General features: G+C 55.8%; 16 protein-coding genes. 5 read left to right on the plus strand and 11 right to left on the minus strand.

Translation table 11 applies throughout. The annotated features are described in order from the left end of the window. Window positions 1–13: 13 nt before the first annotated feature. The 9 genes from ACZ47M_RS02525 to ACZ47M_RS02565 form a co-directional block, all read right to left on the minus strand. Complete coding sequence (locus ACZ47M_RS02525; protein ID WP_315340895.1) at window positions 14–892, minus strand: homoserine kinase; 879 nt, start codon at window positions 890–892, stop codon at window positions 14–16. Beyond that, window positions 843–2,018, minus strand: a complete 1,176-nt coding sequence (locus ACZ47M_RS02530; protein ID WP_315340898.1) for an aspartate kinase — start codon at window positions 2,016–2,018, stop codon at window positions 843–845. The genes ACZ47M_RS02525 and ACZ47M_RS02530 overlap by 50 nt, the downstream gene beginning before the upstream one ends. After that, window positions 2,018–3,028 (minus strand): methionine synthase, encoded by a 1,011-nt coding sequence (locus tag ACZ47M_RS02535; protein WP_315339728.1) that lies wholly within the window; start codon window positions 3,026–3,028, stop codon window positions 2,018–2,020. Before ACZ47M_RS02535 ends, ACZ47M_RS02530 begins: the two co-directional genes overlap by 1 nt. A 1-nt stretch (window position 3,029) precedes the next feature. Then, window positions 3,030–3,959, minus strand: coding sequence for a uroporphyrinogen decarboxylase/cobalamine-independent methonine synthase family protein (locus tag ACZ47M_RS02540; RefSeq protein WP_315339729.1), 930 nt, complete (start codon window positions 3,957–3,959; stop codon window positions 3,030–3,032). Next, entirely contained in the window at window positions 3,956–5,014 is a 1,059-nt protein-coding gene (locus ACZ47M_RS02545) for a methylenetetrahydrofolate reductase C-terminal domain-containing protein (RefSeq protein ID WP_315339731.1), read from the minus strand. The genes ACZ47M_RS02540 and ACZ47M_RS02545 overlap by 4 nt, the downstream gene beginning before the upstream one ends. After that, the gene (locus ACZ47M_RS02550; protein ID WP_315339732.1) at window positions 5,007–6,104 is read right to left on the minus strand and encodes a cystathionine gamma-synthase family protein; all 1,098 of its coding nucleotides are present in this window, start codon (window positions 6,102–6,104) and stop codon (window positions 5,007–5,009) included. Before ACZ47M_RS02550 ends, ACZ47M_RS02545 begins: the two co-directional genes overlap by 8 nt. Window positions 6,105–6,295: 191 nt before the next feature. Then, entirely contained in the window at window positions 6,296–6,955 is a 660-nt protein-coding gene (locus tag ACZ47M_RS02555; RefSeq protein ID WP_315339734.1) for a Ribonuclease P protein component 3, read from the minus strand. Next, window positions 6,952–7,407 (minus strand): RNA-binding protein, encoded by a 456-nt coding sequence (locus ACZ47M_RS02560; protein WP_315340901.1) that lies wholly within the window; start codon window positions 7,405–7,407, stop codon window positions 6,952–6,954. Before ACZ47M_RS02560 ends, ACZ47M_RS02555 begins: the two co-directional genes overlap by 4 nt. 41 nt (window positions 7,408–7,448) lie before the next feature. Then, a complete protein-coding gene (locus ACZ47M_RS02565) occupies window positions 7,449–7,958 on the minus strand; it encodes a biotin transporter BioY (RefSeq protein WP_315339736.1) in 510 nt (169 codons plus the stop codon). A gap of 58 nt (window positions 7,959–8,016) precedes the next feature. Here ACZ47M_RS02565 and ACZ47M_RS02570 point away from each other — a divergent pair, with 58 nt between their 5' ends. From ACZ47M_RS02570 to ACZ47M_RS02580, 3 genes are read left to right on the plus strand one after another with little or no spacing between them, the layout of a single operon-like run. Continuing rightward, complete coding sequence (locus ACZ47M_RS02570) at window positions 8,017–8,733, plus strand: HTH domain-containing protein (protein WP_315339738.1); 717 nt, start codon at window positions 8,017–8,019, stop codon at window positions 8,731–8,733. After that, window positions 8,711–9,445: an energy-coupling factor ABC transporter ATP-binding protein gene (locus ACZ47M_RS02575; RefSeq protein ID WP_315339740.1), complete on the plus strand. Its 735-nt coding sequence runs from the start codon at window positions 8,711–8,713 to the stop codon at window positions 9,443–9,445. Before ACZ47M_RS02570 ends, ACZ47M_RS02575 begins: the two co-directional genes overlap by 23 nt. Before the next feature lie 34 nt (window positions 9,446–9,479). Further along, entirely contained in the window at window positions 9,480–10,010 is a 531-nt protein-coding gene (locus ACZ47M_RS02580; RefSeq protein WP_315339741.1) for an energy-coupling factor transporter transmembrane component T, read from the plus strand. A gap of 13 nt (window positions 10,011–10,023) precedes the next feature. Here the strand turns inward: ACZ47M_RS02580 and ACZ47M_RS02585 are convergent, their stop codons facing one another. Together ACZ47M_RS02585 and ACZ47M_RS02590 are read right to left on the minus strand one after the other, a co-directional pair. After that, window positions 10,024–10,608, minus strand: a complete 585-nt coding sequence (locus ACZ47M_RS02585) for a 50S ribosomal protein L15e (protein ID WP_010477241.1) — start codon at window positions 10,606–10,608, stop codon at window positions 10,024–10,026. A gap of 127 nt (window positions 10,609–10,735) precedes the next feature. Continuing rightward, complete coding sequence (locus ACZ47M_RS02590; protein ID WP_315339744.1) at window positions 10,736–11,305, minus strand: hypothetical protein; 570 nt, start codon at window positions 11,303–11,305, stop codon at window positions 10,736–10,738. Between the two features lie 128 nt (window positions 11,306–11,433). Here ACZ47M_RS02590 and ACZ47M_RS02595 point away from each other — a divergent pair, with 128 nt between their 5' ends. Together ACZ47M_RS02595 and ACZ47M_RS02600 are read left to right on the plus strand one after the other, a co-directional pair. Continuing rightward, window positions 11,434–12,141, plus strand: a complete 708-nt coding sequence (locus ACZ47M_RS02595; RefSeq protein WP_315339746.1) for a PrsW family intramembrane metalloprotease — start codon at window positions 11,434–11,436, stop codon at window positions 12,139–12,141. A 6-nt stretch (window positions 12,142–12,147) separates the two neighbouring features. Continuing rightward, on the plus strand, window positions 12,148–12,363 hold the full coding sequence (locus ACZ47M_RS02600) for a hypothetical protein (protein WP_315339747.1): 216 nt from the start codon (window positions 12,148–12,150) through the stop codon (window positions 12,361–12,363). Window positions 12,364–12,390 lie beyond the last annotated feature (27 nt).

Below are 12,390 nucleotides of genomic sequence, written 5' to 3' on the forward strand. Positions count from 1 at the left end.
CCCCTTAAAGGCTTTAGAACCACTCAAAACCCCTCCCGGCAACGGTAATGTAAGCTTCTGCCTCGATATCCATCCGATTAAACGCCTCAGCGATGGCTTTTCCTATCTCGGTAACGTCCTCACCTATGGCAAAAACGGCGGGCCCCGAGCCCGAGATTGAGACACCGTATGCTCCAGCTTCAATTGCAGCCTTCTTAGCGGTCTCCCACCATGGGTAGAGTCTCCTCCTGTAGGGGAAGGCTAACCTGTCATCAAGGAGCCTCCCCACGGTTTTCAGGTCTCCCTCCTGAAGGGCCTTAACGAGTGAGGAAGCCAGGGCGACGTTTTTGACAGCATCCTTAAGGGGTACCTTTTCAGGAAGGACTTTCCTTGCTTCTCTTGTTGGAATCTCGACCGATGGGAGGACTACCACAACGTGAAAATCAACGGGAATCCTGTGAACCCTCAAGGGATTCAAGGACTCTATGACTGTAAAGTCGCCGTAGTAAGCCGGGACAACGTTGTCGCCGTGGGCACTTCCACATGCCGCCCTTTCACCTTCCATAGCCGCCTTGAGTATTAGCTCCTCATCTTCCACACCCAGAACCTTCGCCATTGCCAGGGAGCCTGCAAGGGATGAAGCTCCCGAACTGCCGAGTCCGCTCCTGGGCCTTATGCCCTTCTTCAGTTCCATTCTCAGCGCCACCTCCTCGCCGACCATTGAGGCCAGGGTCTTGGCTGCCACCACGGCAACGTTCGAACCATCTGCAGGAACCGGAAAGCCCCTGACGTTTATGCTCCACTCATCCGATTCCCTAAAGCGAAGCTCGTCGTGAGGCTCACCGATTCCAACGCCGAAGACGTCAAATCCTGGCCCAAAGTTGGCCACCGTTGCGGGAACCCGCACCCTCATCCACATCCCCCCTGAATGCCGTTAAGCACCCTTCTCCCATCGGAGCTGAGAGGAGGGACAACGTCCTCGGCCTCGGTGTGTTTCTCTCCACTATGAGCCAGTGGATCCTGTTGAGCGTGCTCCCGAGTCTCGCCGTTGGAACCCTTAGCCTGGCCCAGGGGATTCCCCTCTCAGAACCTGTCTCCGTTTCAAAACCTGGGACTTCGGTGGTTCCTATGACGGTTATCTCCGCGGTGTCGCCGACGACCCTGTGGGCTATTATCGGCAGACTCGAGGACTCGTAACCCACAACCGTCCCGACGTTCCAGTCCCTCGTCCTGCCGAAAATTAATGGGGTTCCCTTTGCAACATCTACTGCTCCAGGGTGGATTGCCCTCATTCCCGCCTTTGCCGCTAAGTAGAGCTTGTCGTAGGAGAGGAAGGGTATGAGCCTCGCGCTTGGAACCCTCCCCGGATCGGCGGTGTAGATGCCGTCAACCTCGCGCATTATGAGGACTGCCTTAGCGTCCAGAGCCTTACCGAGGACTGTTGCTGTGTAATCGCTCCCGTTTCTCCCGAGCGTCGTGCGATAGCCCTTGAATCCCCCAACAAAGCCAGGAACTACGGCGATTTTCCCTTCCCTGAGGGCCCTTTTGAGGGGGAAAACCCTGCGGGAAGTCTCCACAATGTTTACTCTGGCGTTGCCGAAGTCTCCTGTCGTTGCTATAATTTCCCAGGGCTCGAAGAGCTCAACGGAAATACCCTCACGCTTTAAAGCTTCTGTAAACGCTATCCCGGAGATCCACTCCCCGAATGATAGCACCTGATCCCTGAAGGCTTCCTCTGACGGGAATTCGTCCCTTCTCCCTAAGACGTCTTTCAGCTCTTCAAAGACTCCCCTAAAGGGCTCCAGCGGGAGGTTATGCCTGCGGATGAAGTCAATGTGGAAGCTCACTATCTCCGCCAGATTTCCCTTCCCACTGGCTAAATCTATCAGTGCGTCCGTAACCCCCTTGAGGGCTGAGACGACGACAATGACCTCGTTTTCATCCGAGAGGCGGGAAACGAATGAGACCGCATCCCTGAAGTCGTCCCTGACTGAAGTCCCTCCGAACTTAACGACGAGCGTCCAGCCAGGGTAGAGCATCACACAGACCCCCTGAAGGGTATACTCTCCTTCCCTTCCCTGGCCAGCTCCTTCCTCACGATCTCAACGCCCTTCACCATGTTAACGAGCTTCTGGTATGCTATTCTCCTGTCGAGGAGCTTTAACCCGCAGTCAGGGTTGACGTAAAGCCTCTCAGGCTCAATATAAGTAAAGACCTTCCTTATGGCCTTCGCCACCTCTTCCGGGCTCTCGACGCGCGGGTTGTGGACGTCAACAACGCCAAAGCCGAGCTCCTGGTGGGTGAGCTTCTTGAGGTATTCCATGTCCCTGAAGTTTCTGTTGGCAAACTCAAGGGCGAACTGAGAGACGTTTAGGTCATCGAAGTAGTCTGCGAGGAGGTAGTAGTTGGAGTAGCAGACGTGGAGGCCGAATTTCACTCTAACCCCCTTTACGGCCCGGTTTATGGCTTCCACCGCTATTGGGACCTCGTCCGGATGGTTCAGCATGGCAGGCTCGTCTATCTGGATGAAGCTGGCCCCTTCTTTCTCCAGGAGCCTGAACTCCCTGTTGAGTATATTGGCAAGTTCAAAGGCCAGCTCCTCCTTGCTTGAGTAGTACTCGTTGAAGCTCCACTCGGCTATCGTGTAGGGCCCCGTTATTGGGACTTTGATGATTTCCCTCGTTGTATTCTCCTTTACCCAGCGGAACTCGTCAAGAACGAGCGGTTCGCGGTACTCGAGCTTTGAGACAACTGAGGCCTTGTTGAAGTAAGCGTTGCCCCAAACCCTGACCGGTCCGTAGAACTTGAAGCCGGATATCTTGGCTGTGAAGTGCTCGGTCATCTCGCTCCTTCCCATCTCACCGTCCCACGGGATGTCAACGCCAGCCCTCTCGTGTTCCCTGAGTACCGCGACGCTGGCATCTTTAACTGCCTCCCTAAAGTCCTCCTCGGGCAGTTTGCCGAGCTTGTAAAGGCTGTACGCCCTCAAAAGCCATCTTGGCTTTGGGTAACTGCCGATTACGCTTGTTGGAAGTATCGGAAGCTCCATCTCACTCACCCCCCAGTCTTCCGAGGAGTTTCAACTTTTTCCAGGCAACACTCTCGGGCAGAAAGTCAAGGAGCGTGTTCGGGGTAACGTAGAGCTCTCCCCATCTCCTCAGGTAAGGCCTAAGCTTGTCGATCAGCCGGTCCCTTCTTTCCATCTTCGTCTCCCTGGCATCAATCACCCCAAGGCCGAGCCTTCCGCTGTAGTTCTCCGGAACCGTGCCGCTTAGGATGTCAACGTTGAGGATGACCCCCTCCGGAAGAACCCTCGGGGTGCCAAAGTACGTGACAACCCAGAGTTTTCTTATCCTCACAAGCCGCTCTATGAGTTCCTTTGCCCTCCCCGGAGAGACGTGCTCTCTGTTCTCCATTGTTGCCCTTGAGAGTTCGGCCGCCAGGGCTGGCTCCTGGAGTTCGACCAGTTCAACGGGGAATTCCTTCATTAGCTCCCCAATAACTCCGGCGTAAGCCTCTGCCAGTTCGTCCAGGCTTTCGTAGGCCTCGTTTATTGAGTGGTAGGCGAGGGTAACTGGCCCCGGAAGGACGGCCTTGAGAGTCGCTTCAGGGTAGACTCTCTCCTTGATCTCGAGGGCGATGTTCACCCACTCTGGAATGGGGTTCTCCCTCAGCGATAGTTCATCCCTAACGACGGGCGAGCGGTAGAAGAAGTTGTTCTCGTAGAACTTGAAGAGTCCATTGACCTCAACGCCGTCTATGAACCTTATCAGCGGATTGAAAATGTCGTCCCAGCGGTACAGACCGTCGGTAATTACCTTTATGCCGGCTTCCCTAAGTTTTAAGAAGGCCCTCTCCGTGTGCTCCCTATATGCCTTTTCAAGCTTCTCCTGGCTCAGCCTTCCTATCGAGTACTGCTCTATCGCCTTGGCCAGCGAAACCGGTCTCGGAAGACTACCAATTAAGGCCGGAACTATCATCCGAACACCTCCTTAACCTTCTCCCTGGCAACTTCCAAGAGTCCAAACCACTCCCCGATTTCCCGGGAGCTTACGATCAGGTTTATCCCCCTGACGGCATCAACGGCCTTGAGCTCCTCCAGGAGCTCCTCAAAGGACTCGTTTCCGACTGGAATCCTCATGCCCTTGAGAAACGGTTTCATTTCCTCCCTGAGGGGGTAGAGCAGCGAAACGACAACGGGAACGTCAACGTCAGCGTACCTTTCGAGCTCCTTTAGTGTCCCCTCAATGTTTCTCACGCTCTCGGTGGATGCAACCACTTGGGTGAAGAAGACTTCACCTCCAGCTATGAGCTTCCTCGCGAGCCTTTTGGCTTCAACCTTTGGCCCGTAGTGTGGGTTCATTGTGGTTGCCACCCTCGGCCTCGAGGTAACCTCAACGACCTCCTTGGTGGGCATTACCCCGGCGAACACGAGCCTTGCCAGCCTTACCAGGTTGGCCGAGTCCAGGTCGAATACGGGCCTGCTCGGTATGGCAAAGCCGGGCCAATCGCCGGTCGTCACGAGAACGAACTCGCATCCAAACACCTGTGCCGTTCTGAGTTCCGACGTAAGGGCGCTCAGGTTCCTGTCCTTTGCTGTGATGTGAGGCATGACCCCGGTCTTCAGGCCGAGGGACTTGAGATAGCATGCAACAGCCACTGGGTCGTAGTGGGGGTAACCGAGGGGGTTATCTGGAATGGCAATCATGTCAGCTTCGACCATTTCAAGGATCTCCAGTGAATCTTCAGTCCCCTTTACGGCCGCCACCGGAAACTCGACGCTAAAGGCTTTTCCCCTCTCGATGTTCCTCCAGAATGCTGAGGCCCTCGGAGCTGAGTCCCTTTCCACGAGATCCTCCATCTCGAGGAGCAGTGGGTGCTCCTCAAAGAGGGTCGAGGGATCAACGTTGAACCTCTCCACTATGCTGAACCAGGGGCATTCCTTACCGTCAACATCGCACTTCCCGTTGAGCGCCCCACCGCAGGGGCCGTTCAACAGTCCCCTCGGGCACGTCGTTGCCCTGATCTCAACCACCCCCCAGGGCCCTGTCTATGTCCTCGATGAGCTCCTCTACCGGTTCAAGCCCGACGGAGAGGCGTATTAAGCCCGGTGTTATCCCAAGTTTCTCCCTCCTCTCCCGAGGCATCGTCTTCGCGGCGCTCTTCGATGGATAGGTTGCCAGGCTCTCAGTTCCTCCAAGAGACGGTGAGGGAAAGATTCTCCTCAGAGAGGAGAGAAATCTCTCCGCTTCTCTCTCGCTTCCGAGGTCAAAGGAGACGACTCCCCCAAAGAGGGGCTTCTCGAAGAGCCTCCTCGCGGTTTCGTGGTGGGGATTGTCCTTCAGGCCAGGGTAGTGGACTGTCCTGACCTTCGGATGCTCACTCAGGAACTCGGCCACGGCCTTGGCTGTCCCGCTCATCCTCTCAAAGCGGACTTCCAGGGTCTTTATACCCCTCAGAACAAGCCACGCCTCAATCGGCTGGATTATTGAACCGAGTCTCCTCCTCCAGTGCCAGAGTTCTTCTATGTCCAGATCGCCCAGGATTATTGCACCTCCAAGGACGTCGTTGTGGCCTGCTATGTACTTGCTGAGACTATGGACAACCCCACTGGCGCCGTGTTTGAGGGGCTTAAACACCAGGGGCGAGAACGTGTTGTCTACGACGACCTTCGCCCCAACTTCCTTGGCCTTCTTTATCACCTCTGGAACGTCTATGACCTTTAGCGTCGGGTTGGTGATGGTCTCAAGGAACACAAGCCTCGTCTCCTCGCTTATCGCTTCTACAAGCGAGCTGGCATCGGGATAGGCGAGCTTAACTTTGACCCCGAACTTTCCCAGTTCCTCCGCCAGCTGGATGCTCGTTCCGTAGCCTTCCATGGGGAGGACAACCTCATCGCCGGCCGAGAGCTGGGATAAATAGAGACAGCTTATGGCCCCCATTCCGCTGTTAAAGGCTAATGAGTCTCTTCCACTTTCTAGAGCGGAGAGACTGCGCTCCAGCTCCCTGACGGTCGGGTTTTCTTCGCGGGAGTATTTGAGGTCGAAGCCCCTGTCCGAGAGTTCCGGATTTCCTGTTTGTCTGAACGCGATTGTAACGTAGACTGGTTCATGGAGGGGCTTCATGCCATCACCGACAGCAGGTAGGGATCCGTGTTTATATAATTTTCGACATATTTTTTGATGTTAGATATTCTTTACAGTTATACAACTTTTTGTAGTTGTGAAAGGGAAAGGAACTGGCTTTATTCGGGCAGATTTTTAACATGCAAACGCCAATTATCACTAAAAATTCTCCTGAAAAAGACAGAGAATAGTCAAAGTCGCAGGAGAAGGGAGCGCGGGTGGAAGTTCAGGCTCGCCCTCGCTTCCGGGATTTCCATTCCGAGGTTTATCCCGAGGCTCATCAGGTCCCTCGGTCCTCTCACTTCCCATCTGCCCTCTGCGGAGCTCGTTATAAAGCGCGGGACGTCGTATTTCCTCACGAGCTGCCATGTCTTGGCCATGAAGAGGAGGAGCTGAACCCTCTCGTAGGGGCTAACTCGGAGGAGTGGGGAGAGGGAAAACCCCACCGCGACCCCGTTCTTTGCGGCTATTCCTGCCAATATGTGGTCGAAGCCTGGATCCTTCCTCCCGAGCCAGGGGCTTATCAGGGCATCGACGCCTGCCTCGAGGGCGGCGCGGTTCACCCGCATGTCCCCTCCCTGGACGTAGATTAAGGCTTTTGGACTGCGGTTTTTGACTTCCCGGATGAGGCTCGGCTTTTTTGTGACGAGCAGGAGGGCAACTTTGCCGTAGGCCCCGCGGAGGGCTTTCAGCTCCTCCCTAAGCGCGCCCCAGTCGGGGGAGCTTTCAAGGACGAGCTTTTTTGTGAACACCACCTCGTCAAACCACTCGCTCGCGAGCTGATATGCTTCATCGCTCCTCACGTCCATCTCTATGAAATAGTCCCGCGAGAAGGAAAGCTCCTCGCTCATTCCTCCAGCCACTCCCTGATGGCTTTGACAACGGCTTCTTTCCTCATGGGGAAAGCCTTGACCTTTATCCTGACCTGGATGACGTCGGCTCCCTCATCTATCTCGACATCACCCAGATAAGCCTTCTGCTTGTTGAAGCGGACGTAGAGGGTTCCCTCTTCATCAACATTCTCCTCGAGGTTCTCGAGGATGTAGCGCTTATCCTCCTCGCTCAGGAGTTCCTTGAAGTAGTCGAGGAACTGCCTCACGGCCCTGCTTTTTTGTATCTCAACGTTAACCACCTTGATCGGGTTGCCGAAGTAGCCTTCGGTCTCAACGACGTCGAAGATTAAGTCATCCTCGTCTGTCTCCTCGGGAATAAAGGTCGCTATCGCGTCGAGGACCTTGTCCTCGTCTTCAGTCGCCTGGATAAAGGTGGTAAGTCTGACGTGGTGCGCCCTAAGCTTCTCCATCTTCCCCACCGGAATGAATTGGAAGGCCAGCTTTAAAAGGTTTAGAGGGCGTCCTCCGGGAGGAGGGCCCTGACCTCCTTTGCTATCCACACTGCAGCGATGGCCTTAAGGGCATCAGAGGGGACGAAGGGTAAGACACCGACCTCAAAGGCTCTGGCTTCTCCAATGAGGAGGCTCAGCCTGAACCACCCGAGAAGGTAGATTATCCCCACGCCGATGAGAGAGCCAGCTAGGGCCAAACCAGTCCTTTTTCTAAAAAGCCCCGCAACCAACGCGGCCAGAGGAAAGGCCCAGAGATAACCAGCCGTTGGTCCGTAGAGAACTGCAACTCCGCCTGAAAAGCGGGAGAATACGGGAAACCCCATGGCTCCAATGGTGAGGTAGAGAACCTGGCTTAAAAAGCCGAGCCTCGGCCCCAGCAGGAGCCCCGAAAGGAGCACGAAGAGAACCTGCAGGGTTATGGGAACGGGGCCTATGGGGATGCTTATCATGGCCCCCACGGCAGTCAGGGCCGCGAAGAGCGATATCTCTGCTATCTCCCCTGGCTCCATTCGATCACCCGGGGGGCAATTGCGTAAACCTTAAAATTCTTTTGGTTAACGAAATCCGATGAGGCCCATAAAGGATAGCCCTGCTAAGAGGCACATTCTTTCCCGGCTCAGGGAGGGAAAGGTGAGCGGGGAGAGCCTCGCCAGGGAGCTGGGGATGTCCAGGGTCGGGGTGTGGAAGTACATAAGGGAACTCAACTCCCTGGGCTATTTGATAAGGGCTGAACGGGGCTACAGGCTTTTGAAAGAGCCCGATGTCCCCTATCCCTGGGAACTGAGCGGGAGGAGCGTTTACTTCCCGAAAACTGGAAGTACAATGGAGGAGGCCCTTAAACTGGCCTGGAGAGGGGTTTACGATGTCTTCGTGCTGGCCGGGGAGCAGGTTTCAGGGAGGGGCAGGTTTGGGAGGACGTGGGTCTCGCCCCCCGGCGGGCTTTATCTGTCCGTCGTGACGAGGGATCGGGATCCCCCGGCCCTTAGAGAGGAAATGGCTGAAGTCGTGGCAGAATCCCTTTCAGAGCTTTTGGAAGTTGAAGCTGTTGAAAACGGGCTCTTTGTGGGAGGAAAGAAGATCGGCGGGGTTCTCGTTGAGGTTCTCGGTGAACCGGAGAGGCCGAAGGTGGTTGCTGGAATCGGGCTGAACGTCAGAAACCCCGTTCCAGAGGGTGCCACCTCCCTCTCAATGGAGCTCGGGGAAAACGTCAGCCTCGTCGCGGTGGCTAAGCTGGTAACGGAAGCCATAGCGGGGGAGCTCCATGATAGAGGTGAGGAACGTTAGGCACAAAGTTGGCGGGAGGGAGCTTCTGAGGGGAGTCAGCTTCGACCTTCACCGCGGTGAAGTCCTCGCTCTCCTGGGGCCGAACGGGAGCGGGAAGACCACGCTGGCCAAGATGATAATCGGGCTAGTGAAACCGGACGAAGGGACGATCCTCGTGGACGGAATCGATGTTAGGAAGGCCAAAACGAGTGAGCTCAGCAGAAAAGTTGGCTACGTCTTTCAGGAACCAGAAAGAATGTTCTTCACTGGCAGGGTCTTTGACGAGGTTGCCTTTGGCCCCTCGAACCTGGGCCTTTCGGAGGTCGAGAGACTGGTGGAACGGGCACTCAGGGGGGTGGGTCTGTGGGACTACCGTGACAGGAAGCCGCTGAGCCTCAGCGGCGGCGAAAAGAGAAAGCTCGCCGTGGCGTGCGTTCTTGCCATGGGGACGGACTACGTGATACTGGACGAGCCCTTCAGCAATCTCGATGGTCATGGCATTAAAGCGGTCGTTGAGACCGTGAGGGGCCTGAAGGATACGGGAAAGGGCGTGCTCCTCATAACCCACGACGTTGAGCTGGCTTACGCGTTGGCTGACAGGTTTGTAATCCTCTCGGACGGAAAGATCTCGGTGAGTGGTCGCACAGGTGAGCTCTTCGACGTTGACCTTTCGGCCTACGGTTTGAGGACACCTCTCCTCGGGGATTGCTATGGGAAAAGATCCGAGGGCTAAAATCGTTTCAACGGTCTTTTTGGGTTTGGGGGTGATGGTATCCTCCAGTCCAGCCGTTCCGTTAGGTGTGACCCTCTTCTCGGCACTGGCCCTTCTTAAGGCCCGAAAGTTTCCGGCTGGCCTCCCGGTTGCCCTGCTGTCCCTTCCCATGGGTTTCGGCTATTTCCTCAGGGTTCTCGCCCTTCTCCTTTTGGGGGAGCTTTTGATCTCGACAACGGGGAGCTGGGACGTAGTACTGGCCCTTAGGAGGCTTCGCTTGCCCTCCGATTTTGCCCTCGCCGCTGGAATAGCCCTCAGTCAAATTGAGGCTCTGGCGAGGTTTTCGTCCGAAATACAGGATGCCCAGAAGGCGAGGGGCATGAAAGGTGGTCTCGGCGCTGCTAAGGCAGTCGCGGTTCCCCTGCTGGTCCGCTCCGTTCTATTCGCGATGGACATGGGGGACTCAATTGAGGCCAGAGGCTATTCCGGCGTGCTGGGAGCGCCCTACGAGTACAGAATCGGCCCGGGTGAGGTCTTGATGATCGGCGCCTCTTTTGCCCTTCTGGCGCTCTCGCTTATAATATAATTGGAAGGGGCCTTCACTTGCCCCTGCCATCGTTGGCCCTTATGCTGGGCCTGACCTTTTCAGCGCCTTTGCCCTTGTTCAGCAGGCCGCGGCTCCTCTTTCCGGCGCTTGTGAGTCCTCTGAAGACCCTGCCCTTGTGGGCCTTGCCAGCTATCCAGGCTATCTTCGGGTCGCTCTTTATGACCGGGTGGTGCGGGTCAACGAGAATGACCTCGAACCACTTGTACATGCCATCTTCCCCGACCCAGTAGGAGTTGAGGACCTCAAGGTTGGGGAACTTTCTCGCGGCCTTCTCCTCGGCGATCCACTGGAGGCTCTTCTTCGGTGAGTACCTGACCATACCCATCTTGCTCGGCTTCCTTCCGCCCTTCCACCTCGGCCTCTTCCTTCCTCCGCGCCTGACCCTGACGCGGACTACAACATAGCCCTGCTTCGCCTGATAGCCGAGAGAGCGGGCGCGGTCGAGCCTCGTCGGCCTCTCGATCCTCGTAACTACCGGGTCCCTCCTCCACTGGATCATCCTCTTCCTGAGGAGCTCGCCGACGTAGCTCTTCTTGGGGCTCTTCCAGGCTTCCCTAATGTACTTGTACATTCCCATCTTTCACACCTCTTCCCCGTTTGTGGTTCTCCCTTCCGGGAACATCCCGCGGGCTGAACCCGCCGAGTCGAGCCGAGTTGGAGGCTGGGTTTTTAAGGGTTGCGATGTCTGAGGTGGGCGCTGGAGCTTACCCTTTTATCACGTGAATCCCGTTCTCTTTCACCAGGGTTTTGAGCTCCTCGAGCTTCATCAGCTTGTAATCCTTATCCGGAGACGGGGCCAGGTAGAGGGGGGCTGTTGAGTTCCCCGTAAACTGCCACGTCCCTATTAACCGGAAGTAGACATGTTGCCCGTCGCTGGCGGTTTCTCCCACCCAGATCTCGACCGAGAGCCCTTCCAGTTTCCGGTCAAACTGGAGGGTTAGAGTCCCCTTGACAAGCTCCTTAGAGCAGGTGGTGTTTTCTTCTTTCTTTTCGGTTAGGAGGCTGTACATTTTGTCGTCGAGTTCGTAGATCTGCACCTCCACTGCCTTCGGGGTCTGGTACGTAAGCGCCCTCGAGCAATCCGAGAGTATATTGCCCACAATGGAATAGGCCCCTTCCGTTTCTCCCTGCGTTGGATTGCCCCTTTGGAGCTCCAGCGAGATGAGCTTCGGGGGTGACGGGTTTGCCCTTTCCAGGATGCTTCCCCAGAATATTCCCACTATCAACACAGCCATGAAGGACGCCAGCGCGATGAGGACAACTTTTCTGTCCATCACACCACCCTTCTTACTTCGAAGTTCCTTAGATATAGCTTTTGTGCAGGTAGTTACTACTTTATGAAGTAATAAAGGCCATGCAAACCTTAAAAAACCTGGAAGCCTAATGAACTGAAGGTGGTGCCATGGGTACGCTCGAATGGTTGGTTTTCTTCGCCTATGTACCAGTTCTCATCCTCCTCTGGTACTTTTACCATGAGGATAAGCTGGAGCCGGAACCCAAGAAATACGTGATAGGGACGTTCTTTCTCGGGGCAACGCTCTCGGTTGGCGTGGCTTTTGTAGTGGAGGCACTGCTAACGCCCAGATGGGGTATCGGGGGTTATCTACTGCCCGCTGGAGCATTCTACATGGCCCTGGTCGCGGGGGTCGTTGAGGAGCCCTCCAAGGCCTTGGCAATGCTCCTCCCCTTCAGGGCAAGCCAGATGGACGGCATAATGGATGGCGTTGTCTATGGCGTTGCGGCTGGCCTCGGCTTTGCGGCGACCGAGAACTTCCTCTACGGGCTCGGTTACGGGCTTCAGGTCACGGTATTCAGGGCGCTCTTAACACCCTTTGTCCACGGAACCTGGAGCGCCATAGTTGGCGTCGGCTACGGGCTGGTGGCCGAGGGAAAGGGGGATTCCGTCGGGGGATTTCTCCTGACTGCTATGTTTCTTCACTTCCTCTGGGACTATTTCGCTTTCCTGAGCATTGCCGTTCCGGCGTACGACATCATACTGATCCTCCTGCTCTTCGTTAACGTCGCCCTTCTGAGGTATCTCCTGATCATGGGACGTGCCGAGGACGAGCAGAAGGCCTGGTATTACCTTTTGAGGAGAATGTGGGGGTGATGAAGTGTGGATAACGCTGAAAAGCTTATAAAAGAGGCACTCTTCGAAGCCAGGCCCTACGTTGAGTACTACGACAGGCTTGAAGGCCTCGTGAGAAGCCTCTGGAGAAAGTCGGGGAATATGCAGGATTTCCTCCGTCTCCTGAACGAGGAGCTCAAGAGGGCGGAAGAACCCTTCAAGACCGACATCAGGATATTCCTCCAGAAGTTCGAGGCCCTCTAATTCGGCCAACAACGAGCGGGGGAAATA

The sequence above is a fragment of the Thermococcus waiotapuensis genome (assembly GCF_055384795.1).